The following is a 24,731-nucleotide window of genomic DNA, read 5'->3' as shown; positions in this document are numbered from 1 at the left end:
GAAGGACGGTGCAGTGGCTGAGGGCAGTACCCCGGGGACGTTGGTGGTCCGCGGAGACCTGGGGGTGGAGCGAGTGGACTTCGCGTCGCGTCTGCGGCCATTGTTCGACTCCTTGCGGGTGAGCTACCGGGTGTACGGGAAGCGCAGGAACATCACGGCCTCGGCCATCTGCCGGTACCTGAGCGGCGAAAGGATCCCGACCCAGCGGTTCCTCGAGGACCTCTTCGACGATCTGGCGGCCGCGGGTGCCCGGGTCGACGACGAGGAGCAGGCGACGCTGCTGCACCTGCGCCAGCGAGCCCTGAATGGCGGAGGACCCGTCCAGCAGACGCAGGCGCAGTTGGAGGAAGCCCAGCAGGAGGTTCGGGACTGTCTGGCGCGAGAGTCGGAGCTGCAGGGGGCACTTCAGGCACGCGAGCAGGAACTGCGGGAGAATCAAGAGCAGTTAGACCGGCTCAGGCGAGAACGTGGCTCCTCGGATCAAGCGGCTCAGCTGGCCTGGCAGTTGTCGCAGTACGAACGCGTCGAGGCCGAACGCGACAGGTTGCGCGATGAGGTGGACGAGCTGCGTGAGGAACTGTTCGGTGAACGGGACTGGCGGCTGCGACTGACCGAGCAGTGTCGACAGCTGATGTGGCAGCTCCTGGTGACCGAGCGGGTACCGGCTGCCGGAGGGCTCGTGTCCCTGCTGTCGAACGCCGAGAGCGCCTCGGTCAGCGAGTTGGTGGGCCTTGCTGCCGCAGCCGACGACCGGCAACTGGCGGTGGCCACGGAGCTGATCCGCTCGGCAGGCCGGCACAGGCCGCTCGGAGATGCGGTCGATCTGTTCGTCGCCCTGCACGAGGCCGGTCGGCCGCAGCAGGCGCAGGCGACACTCCCCGCCTCCGTGCTGGGCAGGACCGTCTCCGATGTGACCGAACTGATCGGCGCGTTCGCGGCGCGGGGGCTCGACGACTACACCGCGACAGTGATCCGGACCTGGGTGGAACTGCAGTCCTGGCCGGAGGTAGTGGAGCTGACCGTGCAGTTGCACAAGGCCGGTGAGGACCCGGAACCCGGCGACACCGTGGCGATGGCCGCAGCCGCCGTCCGGAGCCCGGACGACGTGATCTCACTGCTGCTGGAACTGAACCTACGCCACGGCCTGTCCTCTACAGTTGGGCGCTGTCTGGACGTCATGGCGAAAGAACGCGAGATCGCCGCCCTCGTCGAAGTGGCGGATGGCCTTGAGGACGCGGGGCTGCCGGAACTCTGTCGACGGCTGGTCGTGCTCGTCGTCCAGCAGCGTCGGCCGCAGGACACAGCTGAACTGCTGCGTCAACTGTCGCAGGGCCGACTGATCTGGCTCGCCGATCAGATGTTCGACGAGCTCAATCGCTACGGGCGGCCGCGGACGATCGTCGCTGTGCTGTCGGGTCTGGGCTTCGCAGACGGTGCTGCGAGGATCCAGGCTGCTGCGGAGTATGCCGCGGAATTCCGGAGCGGAACCGACGCGGCGGCATTGGTGCGGGGCTTCCAGGCGGTCGACCTCTCCGCGCACGCCGCACTGATCACGGGGAACTTCGTCCTCCTGCGCGCGCCCGCGGAGGTGACGCAGCTGATGCGCGCGCTGGACACGCCCGGTGGCGAGTCCGCCGGTCGGTGTCTTGAGGAGGCTGAGCGGAGGATGACGGTCGACCAGATCCTGAGGATGGGCAGAAAGCTCTTCGCCACCGACCTTCGTGAGCATGGCTGCGATCTTCTCGCCCGGACTACCCGGAGTCGCCCGGCGGGAGTCGCCGCAGAACTGCTGGCCAAGCTGAGCGAGTTCCCGGACATCGCAGAGCCGGTCTTCGCGCGCACCGTTTGGGGGCTGTCCCTGCAAGCGGTCGCGGAGGTCATCGTGTCGCTGCGTTCGCGCCCTCGCCTCGACGTCGCGGACAGGCTGGCAAAGGTGACCGAGGAGCTGATTCCCGACTCTAGGGAAGCCTTGCGCGAGGAGATCGAGGCTGCCCAGGAGCGTCGTGCGGCGAACCTTCGCCGGATGGGCGCAGGAGACATTTTCCAGCGCCAGCCGATTGACGCTGTACAGGAGCGACGCTATGCCAGCGCCGGAAAGGAATGGCCCGAACCGGTGCCGACATCGAAACCAGCACGGCGCTCCCGGGGCCGCCACGCCCTCCACCGGGCCAAGCCGAAGGAGCAGGAGATGAGGGACGAGAGCGTGGCCGACCTGCGGCGGACGGTTGAGAGGCTGGCTGCCGATCTGGCGGAGGCCCGGGAGCGGTTGGCCGTGGAGACCGTCCGTCGGCGGGCGGCCGAGGGCGGCCACTGCCAGTGCCAGGCCGTCTAACCATGCAGGAGGTCGTTAGAGATGGTCTTCAAAGGCCCCCAAGAGTGCTCACGGACAGCCGACCCCACCGGGGGGCGTAGGTCGAGGGGTTGGTACGCTCGCGCGGCTCGCCGACATGGGTTGTGCGGAGCTAGACACGGCCGTCGACGCTGAAGTGGGCCCCACGGCCGTTGAACGGGTCAGGCTCTCGCCACCATCCTCGGAACGATGAGTCCACAGACGGCGGAGGTGGAGCCGGCGACTTCTCGGATGCCGCCAGCCAGAGCTGCTGGCAGGTAGGGTGCCGGAGTGTTCCGCCGATCTGATTCAGCGATACATGTCCTGAGCGTGCGGCTGGGGCTGCGTCTTCGGCGTCTGACGTTCGTATCCGTGGTGCGGAGTGGGTTGCGCTCTTTGGAGCTTTGGACGGTACCGGGATGGTTTCTAGTCGTTTGATGCCGGTCGTACGTATCTATCGATAGCTGGCTCCGCGGAGCTATCGTCGAGCCGTTCGTACTGTACCTTGACCAAGCGCTGCGACTGCACCGACCTCGAGTTGACTATGCCGAGGTCGGTGCTTGTCGCCAGCTTGGAGGGGTCATATGCGAGTGGCTCGCCGCACGCTGTGACGTGGATCGGCGGCCAGCAGCTCCACTACAGTCCGCACCTCGTCCGGCGAGCTTGCGGAAGCGCGCACCGCTGCCGCTGCCAGGGTGCGGCGTACCCGGAAGTCGTCGTCGTGAGCAAGACGTAGAGCCGTACTCCGGTGAAGTCCTGGTCTGCGCATGCACAGAATCGCGCTGGCCTCGCGCACAGCGGGGTCACCATGCGTGGACAGCAAGTCGACATCCACGTGCTCGGTGGTCTCCTCCGGAAGTCGCGCGAACACCGAAGCTGCCGCACGCACCTCGGCCGGGTCCTCGCTGCGGAGCAGACCTACCGCTTGCTTCGCAACCCAATCATGCTCTTCGTCGGTTGCTGCCGCCGCCCCAGCGAGTTGAAGTCCCTGCCCCTTCAGTGAGGCTGACCCCAGGCTGATCTTGAAGGAGCTGAGTCGGTGCGCTTTGCCCGTGAATTCGTCCTGAGCGCTTCCGTTGCGGTCGCCGCCGACGAAGCTCCTGCTAGCCAGGAACACATCGCGCTTCACAGGCTTGCTCTGCTGTGTCACGAGATTACGAAGCGCCGTCAGAGCATCCTGCCTCGTCGAAGCTGTTTCCCGGCTGTCCTCGGCGATCGTCTGCAGCTTGGCGAGGCAGGCCTTCTGGTCCTCAACGCCGAGGCTGCAGACCAGATAAGAGTCGGTGACGATCGCCGTACCGAATTCGGTTCGGCACGGATCAGGCTCGGGTCGGCCCAGAATTCGATCACGTGCCTGCTCTGCCTGCTGGCGCGCCGACAGATGCTCCGGATTGAGCTCGTGGCGGATGACGTCTGCGAGATAGTGGCCGCGTGCGTCCAGTCCGAGTGCACGGACGCGGAGCACGGTTCGCTGGTCGTCAGTCAGTGAGATGCTTTCGTCCCCTAGCCGATGGGCGGCGCTGTCCATTCGCTCCGCTCCCAACGAGCTCAGGACACGATCGTCCAGCGCGATCGCAACAGCTTTCTCCACGCCGAGATTGGCAAGGTCGAGAAGGCGGGAGAGCGCTTCCATCGCCAAGTCTGGGTGGGCCAAGGCGATCTCAAGGCAAGCGTTGGCGTGCTCGGCATCTGTCACCTGGTAATGGTTCGGCTCGCGAGGTACGTCAGGAGAGAGCAGCTCGAGTAGGGCGCGAGCCTGTACCGGTGTGCCGCGTCCGGCAAGGGCGCAGGCAGTCCTCGCCGCCTGCGTCGTGAGGGCGAAGGTCGGGGAATCCGCGAGCTCATCGCGTCGGCCGCGGGAGGTGAGCTCGGTGAGCTCCTCCAGGAGCACCGTGGCCGAATCGTCGTCGACCAGGTCCACTTGGGCCGAGACGAGGACGGCGCGGGTACGCAGCTCCCACCAGGGCCCTTGCCCGAGGGTCTGCACAGCGAGGAGCCGGTCCCCGGCCGTAGCGGCCAATTCCTTCACCTTCGCCGTGTCGCCCGCCCGCTGGTAGTACGTCGCGGCGAGAGCCGGTTCGGAGCTCTCTGCATAGCGGTCGCCGAGGAACGAGAGGGCCGAGAACTCATCCGACCAGCTTCCGGCCGCCACACTCTCGGTGAGCCACCTCCGACCCGCGTGCACGGCCTCGACGGGTTTGTCGGCCACCAGAGCGGACATCGCCTGTTCCCGAGGGCCGCGCACATGGTCGAGTAGACGAGCCGTCGCGGTTCCCCGGAGAGCCTGCGCGAGACGGTGCTCCTCGTCGATCTCCGTGGTCAAAGGGCCGTACTGGACGTTGAGTGCACGAATGGCGTAAAGCCAGTCGGCGGCTTCTTCGGACAGTCCGGCCAGAATGGCGTCGGAGACGGCCTCGCGCCAGCACTCCAAAGCCTCCTCGGCTCGTGCCCCTAGCGCCAGACGCCGGGCTTCACGCGCATAGATCAACGCCCGGTGACGGCCTCCAACCTTACGGAGCCGGGCTGATCGCAGAAGCGCACGCCGCTCGTCGGCGTTGTACTCGGCCTGTACGAGCCGAAGGCGGAGCGAAATCTCCTGCTCTCCGGCCTTCAGGCCAGCCTCTTCTTGGATCTGGCTCACAGCACGACGGAGGAGCGGATCCAGACTCTCGACCCGATCGGGTTCGGTGGCCAGCGTGGCCTCGGCGAGGTTCAGGACCAGGAACGGCCGGTACCCCTCCACCTTCGGATGCTCCTCGTTGAGAACCGCACGCAGATGTGAGGACTCTCCGAACGGATGCCCGTCGTGCTGGATCGCGGCGTTGACCAACCGCATGTGGCGCTGAACGAAGGAAGCCTGTACCAGGTCCGTCTCCGCCGCCGCTCGGGACAACTCCTGCAGCACGTGGAGAAGTCGCCTCGCCTCGTACCAGTCCGCGTGGTGGAGTGCGACCGCGGCCAGCTGAGCAGCAAGCCCAGCCGCCTCTTCCAGCTGTCCCGCCGTTCTGAGCGCGTCGAGCTGTCGACCGGTCAGCACCATCGCGTGCCCCCGGAAACCGGCCTCGGTGAAGCGGGAGGCCAAGAGTCCGTACAGTCGGGCGGCTTCGGCCGGCGCAGCTGTCTGCTTTGTCTCGGCTTCCCGGAGAAGCGGTTTCACATCCTCGGTGTTCAGCGGGCCGAGAAGGATGCGGTCGGCCTGCTCCTGCCGATCAGGAGGAGGCGCCGGAACGCCGGGTAGAGGTGCCGCTGTGGAGAACACCGTCGCCGTCTCACGAGTCCAGAACCGGGCGACGACATCACCCTGATAGCGAAGGTGCTCGTTGATCTGTTCGGCCCCCCAGAGATCCAGATCGAGATCCGGATGCTCCGTTCGAAGTGTCGCGAGTTCCTCCACGACCTGTGTGGCCAGGGTCGGGGCGGAGGTCGCAACGATGAGGCGGTCGGCGCCGAACGGCCGCACACCACCGGCAAACAGCTCGACTGCTGCACGGAGATCGGTCCCTGTGAACCGTTGGTAGTCCTTGCACTGGACTACGGTGTAACTTCCGTCGGGTTCACGCCCTGCCAGATCGATGCCGTGCTGCGGTTGCCCCTGCACCCCATAACGGCGGAACCTGGTCTCACGCAGACCGCGGGCACCTTGCACGACCGCCAACAGAAGCTTCTCGAAGCGGTCCCACCCGATTCTCAGGCTGAGGTCCTCCCCTGGTGGCACGTTGCCTGGAGTTCCGAGGGCCGGCGCCATCCGGAGGTTGGGGTCAGCGGAGACCCGAGTCCACTGGTCCACGATCGCGCCGGTCGCACGTTCGGATTCCTTCATATCTACCTCGATTCCCAGGCGTTACCCATCACGGGTGTCCTATTGTCGCAGGCTGATCGCCGCCAGGCTGCCAATTGGCCAATTGGCACACCGACCTGGGGGCGCAACAATGGATTCCAGTCGTTGCTCGACGGGCTCTCGCAGATGAGTGCGGAACAAACAGGCGTGAATTTAGGTCAATTGAATGCGAAATGTTGGAGCTGTTGCTGTTGCTGTTGACGGTGATGGTTCAAGCCTCCTGGTCGCGGGTGTGGCTCGGCTGCGGATCGTGGACGTTCAACAGCATCCGCGCCCGCGTCGAGCGAACGCTTGCCCCTGTCGGCAAGCACAAGATCATTCGGGACTGCTGACACAACAGCGACGGCCTGCACCGCGTTGGCCATCGGCCCCTCGCACGGTCTTGCCCGAACCGCGAGAACGAACCGGTCAATCACCCAATCGCCCCTTGTCCGTGCCCGACTGTGACAAGGGAAACACTGGCGGTGCCCGGTGCTGGGCTTCTACTTCTACCCGCCTCCCGGAAGGTAGTTGTACCAAATCGTCCGAACTACCTCAGGAGGTTTCGATGACGGAGGCGAACACCGGGACTGGCGATCCCTCGCTCGTCCCGGTGGAAGCGGTGCTGGGGGCGAGGTCGGCGGCGGTGCTCGTCGAGCTCCAACGTGCTGACGGGAAGGCTGCCGCGCTCTGCGCGCTGGCCAGCGGTCTGCTGGCCGCGGCGGGGGCGGCCGTCCCGGTGTGGTCCACTGGGCCGGCACTGCTGAGCGTGGCCGTGTCGTGCGGCTGTGCGCTGCTGATCGCCGCTGCGGCGGCTGCGCTTGTTGCTGTCCGGCCCGTGCTGCCGCAGGGCCGGTCATTGGCCGAGTTTGAGTCATCGCGATCCGGTCCAGTGATGGCGTGCGCCCTTGCCGACCTGGCGACTCTTGACCGAGCGACCCTGATCGACATGGAGGCGCAGCGCCTGTGGCGCCTAGCCGGTCTCGCTGAACGGAAGTTCCGGGCGGTGAGGACCTCGGTGGATCTGATCGCGGCGGCGGGCACGGTGACCGGAATCGGTCTGTTGATTTCCTGTACGAATTGAGAGCATCGTGCCGCTGTTACCCGAGGCGAATCAGGGGGGGCATATGTATCTTCGTCATGAATCTATCATTGGCGATCAGCTCTGGTCGGAACTGTGCAGTCTTGCACCGGAACGCAGTCGTCCCGTCAGATCCATGCTGCTCCGCCAGGGAGACCCCGCCACCCAGGTCATCCTGCTCAGCTCCGGATCCACCCTGGTCACCTTGGCGGGCGCCAATGGCGAGCGGACGCTGCTGGCCGTCCGCGGTGCCGGCGAACTGTACGGCGACCTCGCGGTCCTGGATGCCCAGCCGCGTTCGGCCTCGGTGATCGCCGCCGAACCGTGTCGCCTCCATCTCATCCCCGCTCCCGACTTCCTTGCTTTTGTTCGTGAGCATGATCTCGCAATTCCCTTGCTACGGCACGCCATTGCGCGTGTCCGGGAGGCGGAGGCGGCCCGGCTGGAAATGGCAACCGCTCCGGTGCCGGTACGTCTGGCCGCCGCTCTGGGACGACTGGTCCAGGCGGCTTCCGGGCGCGGAACCGAGACCGTGGTGCGGTTGACCCAGACTGAGCTGTCACAGCTGATCGGCGCATCCCGGAACGGTGTGGGCAGCGCGATCCGACCGTGGCGGGAACGGGGTTGGCTCGGGACTGAGGCCGGCGGCGGACTGGTCATCCGGAACATGCAGGCCATTCAGGCTGACGTGCTCGCCTGAGTGACGCAGGCCACCGCGGTGGTGCCCAGCACTGGGCACCACCGCATCGTTCGGCCGAGCAGCATGGGGCCTCGTTCACCGCCCCGACTGCCGGAAGGCCGACCGCCCGTGACCTCCTCCGCCTTCACCCGAGACCACGACGTCCTGGACCGTGACGTGCCGCCTGAGCAGGCCGTCATGGTCGTTGACATGAAGGGCTACAGTCGGCTCCCCGAAACGCACATGGCGCCGGTCCGGTCCGATCTGGACAGCATCCTGGAGACCGCTTTCACCCAGAGCGGGCTGCCCGCGCCCCGGACGCTGGACACCGGCTACAAGGACACTGGCGACGGCGTCATCCTGTTGCTCCCGCCCGGGGACGTCGCGCGGTTGGTCGATCCGCTGTTGGGGAACCTGAGTGCCGCGCTTCAGCGTTACGAGGGCGTCCGGATGGCCGCCGCACCGGCCATCCGCGTCCGTGCCGCCGTCCACATCGGCCCACTGAGCGTCCCCGACCACCGAGGCGCCGCGATCAACGACGCCTGCCGCCTGGTCAACAGCGACGCGGCGTACCAGGCCGTCGCGGCCGCGGAGGACAACGGCCTGTTCCTCGCGGCGGTCCTCTCGGAGCCCGTCTACCACCGCTCCGTGCAAGCCGGGCGCACTCACCAGGAGCTCACGGAGCGCCATTTCCTGGCGACAGCCGCCAGGGTGGCGGGCAAGCCCGGGTTCGAGACGTCGTGCCGGCTATTCGTTCCGGGTTTGACTGCAGCCTCCCTCCGTGAGTACCTGGCCGACCCCAGCATCCCCACTCCGGACACCGCCACCACACCTCCGACTCATCCCGCACCGGAGCAGCCTGCCAGGGCGGGGACCGTCTTCAACTTCAACGGGGCGGTTACCGATCCCGTCATCACGGATCGGATCAAGAACCTCCGGATCGACCGCCGCGGCCGCTGAGCCGACACCGCCTCGTCCGTCGCGTCCATACAAAGGAGAAGCCGTGTCCGAAACCGTGTACCCGTCCCAGCCCGCTGACGAGCCGAACGATGAGAGGAACAGCGGCGAAGACCTCGAATCCCGGCTGCCGAAGTGGGTACAGCCCCGGCAGGACCACCGCTCGGAGCCGCCCGACGCTTTGCGGGCCCCGGTCGAGGAGGTTCCGCAACCGTCCCCCACCCACGTAGTGGCCCCGGGTATCCGCACGGTCACCGGTCCGGTGACGCACTTCCACAGCCAGGTCGACGTCGTCGTCGGCGGAGATGTCAAGCAGCTGATCCTCGAGACCCGCAAGCGCGACGTCCTTGAGGGCGAGGAGCAGGACCGCAAGAACCTCCTGGAGCAGCCGTTCGTCCGTGAGGCGTGGACGGACTCCTGGCGGGAAGCGCTCGACCCGACCACCGGTGGGTTGCGGGCACCCGTCCTGGTCGTCGTCGCCCCTCGGGCGATCGGCGCCACGACCTTCGCGCTGCGCTTGCTGGCCGAGCACACCGCGTCCAGCACCACGCTGGTCAAACTGCAGGCGGACTGGAACTCGCCCAGCCGGAGCCGGCTGCCCTTGGAGGAGCGGCATGCCTTCCAACTTGATCTCAAGGATCCGGACACCGACCGGGTCTCGGCCGACTTCCTCAACTCGCTCGGGAAGCACGCCGAGCATCTCCGCGGCTGTGGATCCCACCTGGTGCTGACTGTGGCCCAGGAGCTCTGGGACGCGCCCGGCCTGGTCTCCCGGCCCGGTGTGTACGTGCTGCGCCTGACGGAGCCCCCCGCGGCAGGCTCGGTGGTTGACACCCACCTCGAGGCCGGTGGTCACCACGAGCCGGCCAAGGAGATCAAGGCGTCCAAGCAGGCCCAGTCCCGGCTGCAAGGCCTGAACGCCGTGTCGGCGGTCCGGGCGGTCCACCGGATTGTCGCGGCTTGGGAGGAGCACCGTCTGTACCCGGAAGCGCCTGCCCCGCAGCGGAACAGCGCGGACCAGGAGACGGCGAAGACCTTCGAGGAGCGTGTGCTGGACGCGCTGTCCGACTGGCGCGATGAGTTGGACCAACTCTTCGGGGACCGGACCGTCGCCCCTAGCAGGACTGACCGCTCCTTGGCGCTGGAAGACCGCTACCTGCTGCTCGCCCTGGCAGTGAGGCAGTCCGCGTCGGTGTCCCTGGTGTCCGCCGGTGCGCGGCAGTTGCAGGCGGCAGTCGAGTTGGCGAACGCCGACTTGACGGCGGGGACGGCCGCACAGGCGGCTTTCGCGACCCGCGGTCTGCGCCGCCGGATCCAGGACATCGGTGCGACAGTCGACGGACGCGACGTGGTGCTCTTCGATCGGCCGGCCTATGGACGAGCCGTGCTCGAGTACGTGTGGGACAACTACGAGGCCATGCGCACGCCGCTACTCGCCTGGCTCGGGAAGCTCGCCTCCCGGCCCGACCCGACGGACCCGGTGGTCCGCACGCTGGCGTCCCTGGCCCTGCGCCACGGCACCAGGGAACACCTCAACAAGCTGACCGAGCTGACCGCGCCGGACCTGCTGGGCGCAGTCCTCAGGGCGGTGGTGTCCGACGAGCACGTCGGAAGCCTCGTCTGGGCCACGCTCTACCAGTGGGCTGACACGAGCGGCAGCGCGCCCGTCGTGGTGTCCACCTGCCGCCTCGTCCTGGCTGACCCCGAGGTGAGTTCCGCCGTCGCGAAGATGGCGGTGGTCCGGTTGCGGCGGGTGGCCCAGAGGACCACTGACCCGGCCGTACGGCAAACCGTGCTCACGGCCTTCGAGGAGCTCGCCCGGCAGCCCGGCGGCCGGGCCCGGCTGGTCACCGAAATCCTGAACTGGCAGCAGGCGAAGGGCTCGTCCTGGAGCGGGAGCCTGGCCTTCCTCGCCCTGATGTCGGTGGACAGCCCGGGGCTGCCGTGGCTGCTCCTGGGCGACGCGCCGGAGATCGATGTGCAGGGTGCCCTGGCGGAGCTGCTGGGCAATTCCGATACCGCGGGCGAGACCATCCTGCGGATGACGGGCTGGATCCGCTCCTGTGCCGGTGACGCCGACAGCTACATGCGGCTCCGCGACCAGCTACTCGTCCCATTCCGCGGGCAGCGGATGCTCCAGGCCGGGATGCAACTGATGCAGGCGCTCACGGGGTCGGTCACGGCGCAGGGCGTCAACATCGCCGAGGACTTCTATGATCACCTGGTCGGTGCCGAGTACCACGAGGTTTTCGCGCTCGATGGCACCGCTCGATGAGGTGGCCGTGGCTGCGGGCCGTGGACACGACCGGGTTCCCGCGGCCGTGCCAATTGCCCAGCGCCGAAGAGGGCGTACCGTTCGAGGCGACCTTCACCCTGGCCTGGCGGCCCACTTCGCGAGGCCGCGTCAACCTGGCGGAGCAGGTCCGCAGTGATGTCCGCGCCGCCGCCGCGGAAGTGACCGCCGGGCTGCAGCCGCACGACCTGCTCGGGGCCGAGGACACCCTCAACGCCGTGCTCGGTGTGCCCGATGGGCGGAACACCCCGCACTACCGGCTGCTGTCCGCGAAGTTCGTCCTCCGCCTGTCGCCCACCGTGCAGGAGACCCTGGCCACCCGGCGGGCCGACACCGAACGGATCAGACGGCTGGAGTTCCTCAAGACTGCCCTCTACGACCACCCGAGCCTCGTTGTGCTCGACCACATCGAGCGGACCTCCCGGTTGCCGGACGATGCTCAAGTGGCTGACCTGCAAAGGCTCTCACGCGCGATGAGGTCTTGCGATGCCTGGTGGTACCCGCTCCTCGAGCAGTGGGAGGCGGTCGGTGCCGGGTTCAAGGACCTGGAGACCCGGCACGCGGCCATGCAGCTCCTGCTCCGGCAGTCCGTCGAGGCCCTGATGGCGGCTACCGCGCCACCGGATCGGGCCGCCCCGGGCGGGCGGGCAGGATGAGGGCGGCAAGCCTGTGGCGGGTCCTGCTCGCCCCGCTCACGACCGTTCGGGCCCTCCGACTCCAGCGGCTCAGCCGCTCTCCGTTCGAGTTCGGCAGCGCCTGGCAGCAGGCTCGGATGCAGTGCGCGCCCGACGAGGTCGAGTACCTCCTCCAGCGCCATCTCCAAGAGACGGAGGCCCGCCGGCCTGAGCCGTAGAGACGGGTCTCCATCCCGGACGGACGGCGTTGGGGTCACGTCAGGCGGACACTGTTGGGGAAGGCTTTCTGACTGCGTCCCGTTACTGGGGCAACGGGACGCAGTCACGAGCCGTCCGAACGCTCGGACAGGAGAGGGCGTTGGACCTGTCCGACTTCGTGGCTGGTCAGGTAGGGTGCCAGAGTGTTCCGCCGATCTGGACCAGGCCGGCCAGCGCCAGCCGGGTCTTCTCACCGCCCGAGAGGACCCCGGCCGACTTGTCGGCGTCGTCTCCGCGGAACAGGAACGCGCCGAGGACGTGCCGCAGTTCGCCGTCGCTCAGGTGCGGCGCGGCCTGGGCGAGGTTGTCGCGGACGCTGCGCGCCGGGTCGAGGGTGTCGTGCTCCTGCGCGAAGTAGCCGAGCCGCAGGCCCGGGCCGGGCACCACCCGGCCGGTGTCGGGGCTCTCGTGGCCGGCCAGGATGCGCAGCAGGGTGGTCTTGCCGGCGCCGTTCAGGCCGAGCACGACCATCCGGCTGCCCCGGTCGACGGCCAGGTCGAGGCCGGTGAGCACCGGGCGGCCGGCGTAGGCCTTGGCGAGGCTGATCGCGCCGAGCGGCATCCGGCCGCAGGGGGCGGGTTCGGGCAGCCGGATCCGGGCCGTCCGTTCGGCCTGCCGGGCGGGTTCGAGGTCGGCGAGCATCCGGTCGGCGCGGCGGGCCATGCTGCGGGCGCTGGTGGCGGTGGCGACGTTGGCCCGCATCCGGTCGGCCTGGGCGTGCAGGGCGGCGGCCTTGCGTTCGGCGTTGGCCCGTTCCCGGGTGCGGCGGCGTTCGTCGGCGGCGCGCTGGTCGAGGTAGGCCCGCCAGCCGGTGTTGTGGACGTCGATCGCGGCGCGCTGCGGGTCGAGGTGGAAGACCCGGTTGACGGTGTCGGCGAGCAGGCCGAGGTCGTGGCTGATCAGGACCAGCCCGCCCTGGTGGGCCGCGAGGAAGCCGCGCAGCCAGGCGACGGAGTCGGCGTCGAGGTGGTTGGTGGGTTCGTCGAGCAGCAGGGTGCCGTGGTCGGCGAAGAGGATCCGGGCCAGCTCGACCCGGCGGCGCTGGCCGCCGGAGAGGGTGCCGACCGGGGTGTCCATGACCCGGGCGGGCAGTCCGAGGCCGGCCGCGACCCGGGCGGCCTCGGCCTCGGCCGCGTAGCCGCCCCGGGACTGGAACTCGGCCTCGGCGCGGGTGTAGGCGTCCATCGCCCGGCGCTGTTCGTGCGGTGCGTCGGCCTGCGCCATCGCCTCTTCGGCGGCGCGCAGCGCGTGGACGGCGGTGGCCAGGCCGCGGGCGGACAGGATGCGGTCGGTGACGGTGGCGGACGGGTCGGCGGCGCGGGAGTCCTGCGGGAGGTAGCCGACGGGGCCGGTGCGGGTGACCGTCCCGGCGGCGGGCGGCAGTTGTCCGGCGAGGGTGGCGAGCAGGGTGGTCTTGCCGGCGCCGTTGCGGCCGACCAGGCCGATCCGGTCGCCGGGGGCGATGTGGACGGTGATGTCGGACAGCAGGAGGCGGGCGCCGACGCGCAGGTCGACACCACGGGTGGTGATCATGGGATAACGCTCCGAAACAGCGAACGGACACACGGGTGGTGTGGAGGCGGGTCCGTCGGCTAGGAAATTCGGGGCGTAGACATGCGGCCCAGGGTAGCGGGGCGGGTGGAGCGTCCGCATCCGAATTGCCGGCGGGAGCGCACCGCGTCCGCGCGGGTTTCGGCCAGTGGGGCGGGTGTTGGCTCGTGGGGCCCCCTTGCCGGGGCGCGGGCCCCGCGCTTCCATGACCCGCATGGGTCGACGTGAGCTCGTTCTCTTGACTGATCACAGTTCGACCGAAGGAAGCCGCGACGTCCTCGCCGCCGCCGCCCGGGCCCTCACCGGCCGGGCGCCCGTGCTGCTCGACGCCCGGCACTTCATGACCGGCGGGGGCGGCCGGATCCGTCCCGACGACGGGGGCGGGCTGCGCCTGGAGGCGGACGGCCGCAGTGTGGCGGCCGACGCCGTCGTGGTCTACGAGATCCCGCCGCACCGGCGGCGCGACTTCGCGTCCTTCCAGCGGCTGCTGGGTGCACACGGCGCCCGCTCGCTCGGCACCGATGTGCAGGCCTGGCGGGCGGCCACCGAGAAGGACCTCACGGTGGCCCGCTTCACCCGCGACGGCGTCGCGCACATGCCGACCGTCTCGCTGTCCCGGCCGAGCCTGCGGGCCGCCGCCGAGGCCTTCGACCGGCTCGGCGGCGACGTCTGGGCCCGGCCCTGCGTCGGGATGGGCGGCGACGACGTCTTCCACGTCACCACTCACGCCCAACTCGCTTCCGCCGCACGGCACTACGAGCATGACGGGGCGGACTGGCTGATCGCCCGGGATGCCCGCAACTTCACCCCGGACGGCCGCCGCCACCAGTACCGGGTGGTGGTGCTCGACGGCCGGGTGGTCCGGGTGGTCGAACACGTGCAGGCGGATCCGGACGCCCCCTGCAACGAGAGCCGCGGCGCCGTCTCCGCCCCGCTCGCCGCCGCCGAACTGCCCCGGGGCCTCGCGGACCTGGCGATCCGCGCGGTCGCCTGCCTCGGCCTGCCGCTGGCCGGTGTCGACCTCGCCGCCGAGAGCGGCGGCGTGGTCTTCGAGGTCAACGTCCACCCGGCGTTCGGCCGCGGCGCCCTGGAGCAGGTCGCCGTGCCGTACGTGGCCGCGCACCTGGAGCCCGTCTGACGGTTCCGGCCGGGCGCGCGGCGGCCGGGCGCGCCCCGGGCCGGCGGCTGGCGAAGGAGGCCTGTCGGCGGCCGGGCACGTCCCTGGCCGGTCAGCTCCGCAGGATGGCGGCGAGGAGCGACGGGCGGAACAGCAGCGTCGGCGGGGCGACCAGCGACATCACCTCGTGGAACGCGGCGGTGACCGCCGGGTTGTGGGCGGCGCCGGCCAGCACCTTGTCGAGGAAGCGGTGCTGGAGCGCGAGCAGGGCGCCGGAGGGTCCGCCGGTGGTGGCGGCGAAGCGGACGTCCTCGGTGCAGGACATCACCCACGGGTTCTTGGAGACGGCCGCGATCGCGCGCCGGGCGTCCCGGGTCGTGGCGTGGCCGATGCCGCCGTGGCGCAGGGCGGTGCGGCGCAGCTCCCGGGCGCAGAACAGGGCGACGGTGACGCCCTGCCCGTACACCGGGTTGAAGGTGCTGGCGGCGTCGCCGACCACCACCAGGCCGTCCGGGGCGCTGCGTTCGTAGTGCCGCCGGATGCCGGGGCCGGGGACGAAGCCGCGCACCTCGCCGGCCGGCTCGGCCTGCTGGAGCGCCTCGCGGATGCTCGGGTCGCGCAGCCGGGCCAGTTGCTTGGTGAACCCGGCTTCGCCGGGCTCGGGTTCGGCGCCGCGCATGCCGGCGACGCTGACGATCCAGCGGTCGCCCTCGACCGGCAGCAGCACGCCCAGGTGGGGCGCGTCCGGGGCCTTGGTCTGCACGTAGATCGCCTTGTAGCCGATGTCGACGCCGGCCGGGCGGTGGAACAGCCGGGAGGAGTACGCGACGCCCGCGTCCACCCGCTCCTCGGGCACCGGCGGGTGGCCCAGCTCAGCCAGCCAGTCCGGCACCGAGGTCGTGCGGCCGGCCGCGTCCACCACCAACTCGGCCGGTATCTCCCGGACTTCGCTGCGTTCGGGCCCGCGGTCGCGGACCTTGACGCCGGTCACCGTGCGGGCCGACCCGAGCAGGCCGACCACGTCGGCGCCCTCCAGGAACTCGATCGAGGGCTCGGCGCGGACCCGGTCCAGCACCGCCTTGTCCAGCACCGGCCGGGTGCAGGAGAGGAAGGCGAGCTGCGCCGGGTACTGCGCCATCCACCCCGCCGAGCTGAGCCACTTCAGATCGCCCGAGACGGCGACCCTCGTCGCGCCCGCCTCCGTGAGTTCCTGGTTGATGCCGGGCATCATCTCCTCCAGCGCCCGGTGCCCGGCCTCCAGCACCAGGTGCGCGTGCCGGCCCTGCGGCACCCCGGCCCGGAACGTGGGCTCCGCCGGGTAGCGGTCCCGCTCCACCACCACGATCCGTTCGGCGAACCCGCGCAGGGCCCAGGCCGCCACCGTGCCGGCCAGCCCGCCGCCGATCACCACCGCCGTGCCCCGCCCGGGGGCCGTTTCCGAAGAAGTCATGACACGTAGCGTAGTCGGGCGGTGGCGGCCCCGTAATTGCATCGGCGGGATGAACGGGCAGGACACGGGCGGCCGTTGGTGCCCGAACGCGCCGGGCGCACGACCGGTCCGGAACACTGTCGCGCGGCGCCCCCGGGGGCGGGCGGTGGGAGGCACCCGGGAGCGGGTACTACACTCGGCGGGAGTTGTGCAGGCCCCCCTTCCGGTGCGCGGGCGCGCGGAGCCGAGGAGGTGAGAGCCGTGGAGTGCAGTAGTCCGGGTCGAAGTCGGCCCCGCCCCCGGTTGTCCCGCACCATTCGCGGCACCCGGCGTTCCTCCTCCCGTACGGCTCCCACGCGGCGCTGACCTCGTCCTCGACGGGGTGCCGCCGGTCGCGCCGTGCGCGTGGTGGCCGGCCGGGCGCCTCCGGCCCGCCGTCCCCGGACGGCGACCGGGCACCCACCGTGGAGGTACCCGCCATGTCCGACTGGCGTGTGCGCGCCGTGCGCGCGAGCAAGCGTCCGTTCTCCCGCCCCGCCGGGGGCTCCGGACCCGCCGACGCGCAGCCGGCGCCGGAGCACTCGATGGATCCGCGGCCCGACCAGCCCGTCGAGCCGGTCACCCTGGAGCGTTCCGTGGTGGACGCGGCGGTCTACCGGGACGGGCGGCGGATCGACACACCGGCGAACCTCGCCGACATCTACCGCGAACTGCCCGACCGGCCCGGCGCGATGGCCTGGATCGGCCTGTACCGCCCCGCCGAGGCGCAGCTGCTGGAGGCGGCGGACCGGTTCAACCTGCACGAACTGGCCGTCGAGGACGCCATCGTCGCCCACCAGCGGCCGAAGCTGGAGCGCTACGGCGACACGCTGTTCGTGGTGCTGCGCGCCGCGCGCTACCTGGACGAGGCGGAGGAGGTCGACTTCGGCGAGATCCACCTCTTCGTGGGCCCCGACTTCGTGCTCACCGTCCGCCACTCGCAGGCACCGGACCTGTCCGCGGTGCGCCGCCGCCTGGAGACGGACCCGGACCTGCTCGCGCTCGGCCCGGAGGCGGTGCTGTACGCGGTGCTGGACGCCGTGGTGGACGGCTACGCGCCGGTGATCGCCGGGCTCCAGCACGACATCGACGAGATCGAGACGGAGGTGTTCGGCGGCGACCCGCAGGTCTCCCGGCGCATCTACGAGCTGTCCCGCGAGGTGATCGAGCTCCAGCGGGCCACCCGGCCGCTGCTGGAGATCATGAAGAGCCTGGAGGCGGGCTTCGGCAAGTACGGCACCGACGACGAGCTGCAGCGCTACCTGCGCGACGTCGCCGACCACGCCACCTACGCCGCCGAGCGGGTGGACGGCTTCCGGCAGATGCTGCAGAACATCCTGACCGTGAACGCGACGCTGGTCTCGCAGCGGCAGAACGAGGAGATGAAGCAGCTCGCCGAGGCCGGGCACGTGCAGAACGACGAGATCAAGAAGATCTCCTCCTGGGCGGCGATCCTCTTCGCGCCGACACTGATCGGCACCGTGTACGGGATGAACTTCGAGATCATGCCGGAGCTCAAGTGGGCGTTCGGCTACCCGTTCGCGGTCGGGCTGATGGCGCTGGTCTGCACCGGGTTGTACGTGGTCTTCAAGCGCCGCAACTGGCTCTGACGGCGGGCCGCGGCGGGCCGCGGCGGGGCGCGGCTGGTGCGGGGCGCGGCGCGGTCCGGCTCGGGCGCGGTGCTCGCGACCGGCTCCGCCGTGCCGCCGCAAGCCGGCGCGGCCCCGCGCAGGCAGCACTGACCGGCTGCCGCAACCGGCGCCGACCGCACGGCTGTTCGCCCGGCGTCAGGGATTCGTCAGGGCGGCGGCGCGGCGCTTGCCCCGGTCCGCGCCCGCCGGTTGGATGAGGAGCATGAACCGCCCGGCACGCCACCACGACCGCCCGCCGCATCCGCGGCCGCCGGTCCGCGTCGCCGCGGCCGCCATCGCCGTGCGCTGATCCGCGCCTCCCCGCCGGAGGGCACGGCACGTGCCGCGCCCCGCCCCGCCCCGTCGTCCGATCGGCGCGGGGTGCGGGCGGGCGCGCGAGTTCCGCATCTCATCAGGTCTTTTGAGCCCGCACCCCGGCCCGGACAGGGCCGGCGGTGCCCCGCACCCTGGGAACGGTCATGTCCGAATCCGTCCTGTCCGCTCGTACCGCCCTCGTCACCGGCGCCTCCTCCGGCATCGGCTGGGAGACCGCCCGGCTGCTCGCCGGGCTGGGTGCCACCGTGCTGGTGCACGCCCGGACCACCCCGGAGGCCGAGGCGGCCGTCGCCCGGCTGGTCGACGCCGGCGCCCGCCGGGACCAACTCGTCGAGCTGGCCGCCGACTTCACCCACCTCTCGGAGGTCGCGGTGCTGGCCGGCACGGTCGTCAAGCACTACCCGGCGCTGGACCTGCTGGTCAACAACGCCGCCGCGCTGGCGCCCGAGCGCTGCACGCTGACCGACGACGGCAACGAGGTCTCGCTGCAGGTCAACTTCCTGGCCGCGCACCTGCTGGCCAGGCTGCTGCGGGCGCCGCTCTCGGCGTCCGGCGACGCCCGGATCGTCAACGTCTCGTCCTCGCTGCACCGGACGGCGTCGATGAACTGGTCGGACCCGCACCGGGTGAAGAGGTACTCGCGGGTGGCCGCGTACGCGCAGTCGCAGCTCGCGCTCACCATGGCGACCGCCGACATGGCCCCGGCCGGCTCCGGCATCACCGCCGTCAGCCTCAACCCGGGCCTGTGCGACACGGCGCTGCTGCCGCTGTACGGGCGGGCCGGCGCGCCGGCGGCGGAGGGTGCGGCGGCCGTCGTCCGGCTCTGCCTGCCGGACGTCGCGGTCGCCAACGGCGCCTACTACGACGGCGGTTCGGTGGCGCCGGTGGCGCAGGCCGCCCAGGAGGAGCGCTCGCTGAAGCGCCTGGTCAAGCTGGCGGACCAGTTGGTCGGCCAGGCCGCTTGAAGCCCTTTCCCGGAATCGGAGAGCGCACGATGTCCAAGCGCGCCCGCAAGAAGAGGGCCCGGCGGAAGAGCACGGCGAACCGCGGCCGCCGGGCCGGGCAGGGCTGACCCGCCCACCACCGCAGCCCACCACCCATCGCCATCACCCATCACCACCACCCATCACCACCGCCGATCACCGCCGCGAACCGCTGAGGGCCGCCGCGAACCGGCGGGCACCGCCGGGCGCCGGGGACGGTCGCTAAGGATGCGTCAAGAACGGCGCCCGGCGGCGTCAAGGAGCCGTCAGGGGGCGGCTTCCCGCAGGTGGCGCGGCACTAGCGTCGCCCGGCGGAGAGAAACGGTTCTGCTCCGGTTTCAGCAGGAAACCCCGGCGGACCGTACAACGGGGGAGAGGAACATGCGGCCATGACCACCTCGGCAGCGGGCACGACGGCCACCACGGGGGAGACGGCCCCGGGGACGGAACCCGATCAGGCGGGGGAACCGGCCCCAGCCCCGGCCACGGCCGCCCCGACCCCCCGCCCGAGCCCCCTGGCCCGGCTCCGGCACGGCGCGCGGACGGTCGGCGGCCGCGCCTACTGGACCACCCCGCGCCTGGTCCGCGGCCTCACCGCGCTCAGCCTGGCCGCCCTGATCGGCCTCGGCGCGGCCGCCACCACCGTCCTCGGCGGGGCCCGCGACGGCACCGACACCATCGGCCACCGGGCCGCCCCGCAGGCCACCCGAGCCGCCGACCTCTACTTCGCGCTCAGCGACATGGACGCCCAGGCCGCCAACCTGCTGCTGGTCGGTGCCGACCCCGACTACACGACGCTGCGCAAGCAGACCCTCGACACCTACGAGCAGCGCCGCGCGCAGGCCGACGGCGACCTCCAACAGGCCGCCCAGGCCGCGGCCGCCGACCCGGCCGGCCAGCGCGCCGTCCAGCAGGTGCTCGGCCGGCTCGGCAGCTACGAGGTCCTGGTGGCCCGCGCCCAGCTGCTGGAGGAGCAGGCCAAGGCCCCGGCCGGCCAGCCCTCGCCCGCCGCCCTGGACGCCTACCGCCAGGCCACTGACCTGCTGCGCCAGCAACTGCTGCCCGCCGCCGACCAGGTCACCGCCGCCAACGAGGCCACCGTCGAGCAGGTCTACACCGAGCGCCGCGACGCCCTCGGCAGCGGCTGGTGGTGGCTGCTCGCGGTCGGCCTGCTCGCGCTCGCCGCGCTGCTCGGGCTCCAGCGCGTCCTGGCGGTGCGCTACCACCGCGTCGTCAACCCGGTGCTGGCCGCAGTCACGCTGCTCACCGCCGTCGTGCTGGCGATCGGCCTGCACCTGGTCAGCCGCGCCGACGACCACCTGGTGACCGCCAAGAGCAACGCCTACGACTCGGTGATCGCGCTCAGCCGCGCCCGTGCCGTCGCCTTCGACCTGAACGCCGACGAGAGCCGTTACCTCACCGACCCGTCCCGCGCGGCCGCCTACGAGCAGAGCTTCCTCGACAAGACCCAGGCGATCGCCCGCCTGGACGGCGCCACCCTCGCCGACTACAACGCTCAGCTGGCGGCCGCCGCGGCCCGGCACCGCGCTGACCACACGGCCGTCCCCTTCGGCGGCTACCTCGGCACCGAACTGCACAACATCACCTTCCCCGGCGAGCAGGACGCCGCCGAGCGGGTGCTCGCCGCCTTCCAGCAGTACCAGCAGGACGACCGGAAGATCCGCGCGCTGCGCGACGAGGGCCGGCTCAAGGAGGCGGTGACGCTCAACACCGGCCTCTCCCAGGGGCAGTCCAACTACGACTTCGACCAGCTGAGCACGGCCATCGGGGACACCATCGCGGTCAACGCCAAGGCGATGGACTCGGCGGTCGCCGCGACCGACGGCGACCTCGACGCCGGTACGGCGGCCCTGGCCGCGGGCGCGCTGGCGGCGGCGCTCGCGCTCACCGCGCTGGGTGTCCGACCGCGCCTGCGCGAGTACCGGTAGCCGCCGGCAGCCGGTTACGCTCCGGACGGGCGTCGGCGAAACCCCCGGCGGGCTCTGGTGCGTCCAGGCTCCGGCGCCCCCGGCCTCAGTCGGCGGCGAGCCGGTCGTACTCGGCGTCCGGGTCCAGCTGGCGCCGGTACTCGGCGTGCAGCCGGACGTCGCCGTCCGGGCCGGCCAGGCGGGCGAGCGGGCCCCGGGCGCCCGGGAGCCGCCGGGCGCACGGCCACTGCTGGGCGAGTACGGCGAGCGGCGCGCCGTCGCCGGTGCGCAGGATCCAGCTGGCGCGGCCGCCGCCGATCAGGGGCAGGTACGGCCGGGGGAGTCCGAGGGCGGCGAGCGCCTGCGGCAGGTCGAGGCCGTCGGGGAGGGTGAGCGCCGCGGGGTGCGGGGCGTCGGCGTCGTCGCCGGCCGCGACGCTGTCCCGGGTGAGGTGGATGCGCATGGCCGGACAGCATAGGGCGCGCGGACGGGCCCGCGCGCCCGTGCACCGGTGTGCCGGTTTGACAAACGCCCTTGCCGTCCCGGCGAATGGCAGGCATGGCCGACGAAGACTTCGAGAACGTCCTCACCACGGTGGGCCCCCGGCTGCGCGCCCTGCGACGCGAGCGCGGCACCACCCTCGCCAAACTGGCCGCCGCCACCGGGATCTCGCTCAGCACGCTGTCCCGGTTGGAGTCCGGGCAGCGCAAGCCGACCCTGGAACTGCTGCTGCCGCTGGCCCGGGAGTACCGGGTGCCGCTGGACGAACTGGTCGGCGCCCCGGCCACCGGAGACCCCCGGGTCCATCCCCGCCCGGTGACCAGGAACGGCCAGACCATCATCCCGCTCACCCGCCACCTCGGCGGTCTGCACGCCTTCAAGCAGATCATGCCGCCCGGCCGGGGCACCGAGCCCGAGCTGGAGCTGAAGGTGCACGAGGGTCACGAGTGGCTGTACGTGCTGTCCGGCCGGCTGCGGCTGGTGCTCGGTTCGCACGACCTGGTGCTGACGGCCGGTGAGGCCGCCGAGTTCGACACCCGGACCCCGCACGCCTTCGGCAACGCCGGGCCGCAGCCGGTGGAGTTCCTCAGTCTGTTCGGTCCTCAGGGTGAGCGGATCCATGTCAGGGCGCGCCCGGGAACCTCCGTTCGGTAGGTTCGTTCCCTGACAGCGGGGGTTTTCCGTTCCGGTCTCCCGCCAGGCCGTCGGGAGGGGCCGAGAAGATGAGTGTCCAGCAGAGTACGGAGTCCGGCGAGAGCGGTGGAACCGGGGAGCGCGGCGCGGTGGGTGCGCCCGAAGTCCCGGGCGCGGCGGGGGCCTTCGAGGCCTCCGGCGGCGGCGCCGGCCGGGCCGGCGGTGGTTCCGGCGGCGACGGGAGCGGCGGCAGCGGTCCGACCGGTGGGGCCGACGGCGTCGGCGGCGCGGAGCCGGACGCCAAGAGCGGGCGGAAGAAGCGCCCGTTCTGGCAGGAGCTTCCGATTCTGCTGGTGATCGCCCTGCTGCTCTCGCTCGGCATCAAGACCTTCTTCGTCCAGGCCTTCTCGATCCCCTCGGGTTCGATGGAGCAGACCCTGGCGATCGGCGACCGGGTACTGGTCGACAAGTTGACGCCGTGGTTCGGTGCCGAGCCCGAGCGCGGCGAGGTGGTGGTCTTCCGTGATCCGGGCGGCTGGCTGGAGAGCGCGCCGACGCACGCGGACGGCTCGGTGATGAGCTCGGTCCAGAAGGTGCTGAGCACCGTCGGCCTGATGCCCTCGGCGGACGAGAAGGACCTGATCAAGCGGGTGATCGCGGTCGGCGGGGACACCGTCGAGTGCAAGGCGGGCAGCCCGCTGAAGGTGAACGGCGTCGCGCTGGACGAGCCGTACCTGTTCCCCGGTTCGGCGCCCTGCGACCAGGACCCGGTGGGCACCGTCACCGTCCCCAAGGGCAAGCTCTGGGTGATGGGCGACCACCGCAACAACTCGCGGGACTCGCGCCCGCACCACAACGAGACCGGTGACGGCTTCGTGCCGGTGGGGAACGTGATCGGCCGGGCCTTCGTCGTCGCGTGGCCGCTCACGGACTGGTCCACCCTGCCCGTCCCGGACACCTTCGGCAAGGTGCCGGCGGGCGCGGGCGCGGGCGCGGCCGCGCCGGTGGAGGCGCCGTCGGCGCCGGACGCGCTCGGGCTGGCCGCCGTCGTGCCGTTCGCCCTGTGGCGCCGCCGCCGCGGCGCGCGCCGGGGCCGCCGCTGAGCCGGGTGAGGGCTTCGGCGGAACTCCTCCCGCGATTCTCTACACGCCTGTAGAGTTTCCGGGGTGAGCTGCACGCCTGGTCGCGTGGCCGCCCGACCGGGGAGGCCGCGCGTCGGGGCCGGGTCGGGAGGCGGAACCGTGGTGGAGAGTCGGCGCAGTCCTGTGGCCGTCGGGGAGCCGGCGGACCCGGACGTCCAGTGGGTGTACCAGCCGGTCGAGGTGGACCTCGGCGGCGGCACCTGGGCGTCCGGGCGGATCAGCGGCTGGTGGCAGGACTCGGCCGGGCAGCGGTGGTGCCGGTTGCGGGTGAGCCGCAGTGGCCGGCCGGCCGGGTGGGAGCGGTTCGACCCGGCGCGGGTCCTGCTGCTGCCGGTCGCCGGGCTCTGAGGAGGCGTCGGCCGGTTCCGATCGGAACCGGTACCGGCGTGACCGGAACCGGTCCGGTGGGTTCGGACGTCCCTCGGTGCGGCGATCACGAGGCGTTGTCCATAGAGGCGTTGTCCATAAGAGATTCACAAAATATGACGGCATGTGCGATTCTGTGCAGCGCCCCCGTGACCCGCCCCATCCGTGTCGGCACCTTGGGGGGCCCGGGGCCGCCGACATGCCACTTCATCGACCGGGGACGACGTGAGTTCCGAGATCTACTTCAGCAGCAACTACCGCGACCTGTGCGAGCAGCACGGCACCGGCGCGGGCTTCCAGTTCGAGTTCTCCTGCTACCGCTGCTCCGACACCTGGCGCTCGTCGTTCGAGGCGTTCACCACCGGCCAGGTGGCGGGCTGGATCGGCAAGGGCGTCAGCGCCGCCTGGAACCTCATCGGCGGCAACGCCAACACCATCAGCAACGCCGCCGACGGCCTGGCCGGCCACACCTGGGGCAACGCGCGCGACGCCGCCTTCCAGCGCGCGATCACCAACGCCCAGGTGCACTTCAACCGCTGCGCCCGCTGCACCCACTACGTCTGCGGCCGCTGCTTCGACCCGGGCCAGGGCCTGTGCCACACCTGCGCCCCGGACACCGCGGCCGAGGCGATGGCGGCGCAGCGGCGCGGCCTCAACGACATGGTGTCCGACCGCTCCTACCAGCAGGGCCAGCAGTCCGGCGCCGAGTTCGACGTGCGGACGCCGCGCCAGCTCGTCTGCCCGCAGTGCTCGGCGGAGACGCACGGCACGCCGTTCTGCCCGGGCTGCGGCCACCGGCTCGCCCAGCCGACCCAGTGCGGCCAGTGCCACCAGGACATCCCGGAGGGCGCGGCGTTCTGCCCGGGCTGCGGCACCAGGCGCTGACCCCGCAGACCCCGCGCACACTGCGCACCCCACGCACCCCATGCACCTCGCGACGGCGGGGGGCCGGCGGGGGGAGGGCCCCCCGCGCCCCCCCCGCCGGGGGCGGGCCCGCCGGGGGAGCCCGACGGAAACATTGGGGCC

Annotated in this window: 20 protein-coding genes; 16 read left to right on the top strand and 4 right to left on the bottom strand. The window is 71.2% G+C overall.

The annotated features are described in order from the left end of the window. Positions 1-73 precede the first annotated feature (73 nt). A complete protein-coding gene (locus ACFWPI_RS26625; protein ID WP_380376704.1) occupies positions 74-2,332 on the top strand; it encodes a hypothetical protein in 2,259 nt (752 codons plus the stop codon). A 577-nt stretch (positions 2,333-2,909) separates the two neighbouring features. On the opposite strand, the gene ACFWPI_RS26620 is transcribed toward ACFWPI_RS26625, so the two are convergent. Next, on the bottom strand, positions 2,910-6,149 hold the full coding sequence (locus ACFWPI_RS26620; RefSeq protein ID WP_380376706.1) for a hypothetical protein: 3,240 nt from the start codon (positions 6,147-6,149) through the stop codon (positions 2,910-2,912). Between the two features lie 191 nt (positions 6,150-6,340). On the opposite strand from ACFWPI_RS26620, the gene ACFWPI_RS26615 reads away from it, so the two are divergent. From ACFWPI_RS26615 to ACFWPI_RS26585, 7 genes are all read left to right on the top strand, one after another. Further along, positions 6,341-6,499 (top strand): hypothetical protein, encoded by a 159-nt coding sequence (locus ACFWPI_RS26615; protein ID WP_380376708.1) that lies wholly within the window; start codon positions 6,341-6,343, stop codon positions 6,497-6,499. Between the two features lie 215 nt (positions 6,500-6,714). Continuing rightward, positions 6,715-7,230, top strand: coding sequence for a Pycsar system effector family protein (locus ACFWPI_RS26610; protein WP_380376710.1), 516 nt, complete (start codon positions 6,715-6,717; stop codon positions 7,228-7,230). A gap of 133 nt (positions 7,231-7,363) precedes the next feature. After that, the gene (locus tag ACFWPI_RS26605; RefSeq protein ID WP_380376712.1) at positions 7,364-7,927 is read left to right on the top strand and encodes a Crp/Fnr family transcriptional regulator; all 564 of its coding nucleotides are present in this window, start codon (positions 7,364-7,366) and stop codon (positions 7,925-7,927) included. Between the two features lie 108 nt (positions 7,928-8,035). Beyond that, positions 8,036-8,866: a hypothetical protein gene (locus ACFWPI_RS26600; RefSeq protein ID WP_380376715.1), complete on the top strand. Its 831-nt coding sequence runs from the start codon at positions 8,036-8,038 to the stop codon at positions 8,864-8,866. A 55-nt stretch (positions 8,867-8,921) separates the two neighbouring features. Then, positions 8,922-11,138 carry a hypothetical protein gene (locus tag ACFWPI_RS26595; RefSeq protein WP_380425081.1) on the top strand — a complete coding sequence of 739 codons (2,217 nt, stop codon included), beginning with the start codon at positions 8,922-8,924 and terminating at the stop codon, positions 11,136-11,138. Between the two features lie 20 nt (positions 11,139-11,158). Then, entirely contained in the window at positions 11,159-11,812 is a 654-nt protein-coding gene (locus ACFWPI_RS26590; protein WP_380376718.1) for a hypothetical protein, read from the top strand. Next, positions 11,809-12,009 carry a hypothetical protein gene (locus ACFWPI_RS26585; RefSeq protein ID WP_380376721.1) on the top strand — a complete coding sequence of 67 codons (201 nt, stop codon included), beginning with the start codon at positions 11,809-11,811 and terminating at the stop codon, positions 12,007-12,009. The genes ACFWPI_RS26590 and ACFWPI_RS26585 overlap by 4 nt, the downstream gene beginning before the upstream one ends. A gap of 166 nt (positions 12,010-12,175) precedes the next feature. Here the strand turns inward: ACFWPI_RS26585 and ACFWPI_RS26580 are convergent, their stop codons facing one another. Continuing rightward, complete coding sequence (locus ACFWPI_RS26580; protein ID WP_380376723.1) at positions 12,176-13,582, bottom strand: ABC-F family ATP-binding cassette domain-containing protein; 1,407 nt, start codon at positions 13,580-13,582, stop codon at positions 12,176-12,178. 256 nt (positions 13,583-13,838) lie between these two features. On the opposite strand from ACFWPI_RS26580, the gene ACFWPI_RS26575 reads away from it, so the two are divergent. Next, positions 13,839-14,738, top strand: a complete 900-nt coding sequence (locus ACFWPI_RS26575) for a RimK family alpha-L-glutamate ligase (RefSeq protein WP_380376726.1) — start codon at positions 13,839-13,841, stop codon at positions 14,736-14,738. Positions 14,739-14,829: 91 nt separating this feature from the next. Here the strand turns inward: ACFWPI_RS26575 and ACFWPI_RS26570 are convergent, their stop codons facing one another. Continuing rightward, positions 14,830-16,167 carry an FAD-dependent monooxygenase gene (locus ACFWPI_RS26570; RefSeq protein WP_380376731.1) on the bottom strand — a complete coding sequence of 446 codons (1,338 nt, stop codon included), beginning with the start codon at positions 16,165-16,167 and terminating at the stop codon, positions 14,830-14,832. A gap of 458 nt (positions 16,168-16,625) precedes the next feature. Here ACFWPI_RS26570 and ACFWPI_RS26565 point away from each other — a divergent pair, with 458 nt between their 5' ends. The 3 genes from ACFWPI_RS26565 (at position 16,626) to ACFWPI_RS26555 (ending at position 21,084) form a co-directional block, all read left to right on the top strand. Continuing rightward, positions 16,626-17,795 carry a magnesium and cobalt transport protein CorA gene (locus tag ACFWPI_RS26565; protein ID WP_063350723.1) on the top strand — a complete coding sequence of 390 codons (1,170 nt, stop codon included), beginning with the start codon at positions 16,626-16,628 and terminating at the stop codon, positions 17,793-17,795. A gap of 500 nt (positions 17,796-18,295) precedes the next feature. Continuing rightward, positions 18,296-19,117: an SDR family NAD(P)-dependent oxidoreductase gene (locus ACFWPI_RS26560; RefSeq protein WP_380376734.1), complete on the top strand. Its 822-nt coding sequence runs from the start codon at positions 18,296-18,298 to the stop codon at positions 19,115-19,117. Between the two features lie 407 nt (positions 19,118-19,524). Further along, positions 19,525-21,084 (top strand): hypothetical protein, encoded by a 1,560-nt coding sequence (locus tag ACFWPI_RS26555; protein ID WP_380376737.1) that lies wholly within the window; start codon positions 19,525-19,527, stop codon positions 21,082-21,084. An 85-nt stretch (positions 21,085-21,169) separates the two neighbouring features. Here the strand turns inward: ACFWPI_RS26555 and ACFWPI_RS26550 are convergent, their stop codons facing one another. Next, a complete protein-coding gene (locus ACFWPI_RS26550; RefSeq protein ID WP_380376739.1) occupies positions 21,170-21,526 on the bottom strand; it encodes a hypothetical protein in 357 nt (118 codons plus the stop codon). Positions 21,527-21,621: 95 nt separating this feature from the next. On the opposite strand from ACFWPI_RS26550, the gene ACFWPI_RS26545 reads away from it, so the two are divergent. The 4 genes from ACFWPI_RS26545 to ACFWPI_RS26530 all read left to right on the top strand — a co-directional run bounded on the left by ACFWPI_RS26545 (position 21,622) and on the right by ACFWPI_RS26530 (position 24,590). Next, entirely contained in the window at positions 21,622-22,218 is a 597-nt protein-coding gene (locus ACFWPI_RS26545) for a helix-turn-helix domain-containing protein (RefSeq protein ID WP_063350727.1), read from the top strand. A 68-nt stretch (positions 22,219-22,286) separates the two neighbouring features. Further along, complete coding sequence (gene lepB, locus ACFWPI_RS26540; protein ID WP_380376742.1) at positions 22,287-23,300, top strand: signal peptidase I; 1,014 nt, start codon at positions 22,287-22,289, stop codon at positions 23,298-23,300. 138 nt (positions 23,301-23,438) lie between these two features. Continuing rightward, a complete protein-coding gene (locus ACFWPI_RS26535) occupies positions 23,439-23,687 on the top strand; it encodes a hypothetical protein (protein ID WP_159398582.1) in 249 nt (82 codons plus the stop codon). A 243-nt stretch (positions 23,688-23,930) separates the two neighbouring features. Then, positions 23,931-24,590 (top strand): zinc ribbon domain-containing protein, encoded by a 660-nt coding sequence (locus ACFWPI_RS26530; protein WP_063350729.1) that lies wholly within the window; start codon positions 23,931-23,933, stop codon positions 24,588-24,590. Positions 24,591-24,731 lie beyond the last annotated feature (141 nt).

The sequence above is a fragment of the Kitasatospora sp. NPDC058492 genome (assembly GCF_042720685.1).
Taxonomy (GTDB): domain Bacteria; phylum Actinomycetota; class Actinomycetes; order Streptomycetales; family Streptomycetaceae; genus Kitasatospora.
The sequence above is the reverse complement of the archived record's forward strand: the minus strand, read 5'-3'. Positions and strand labels throughout refer to the sequence as shown.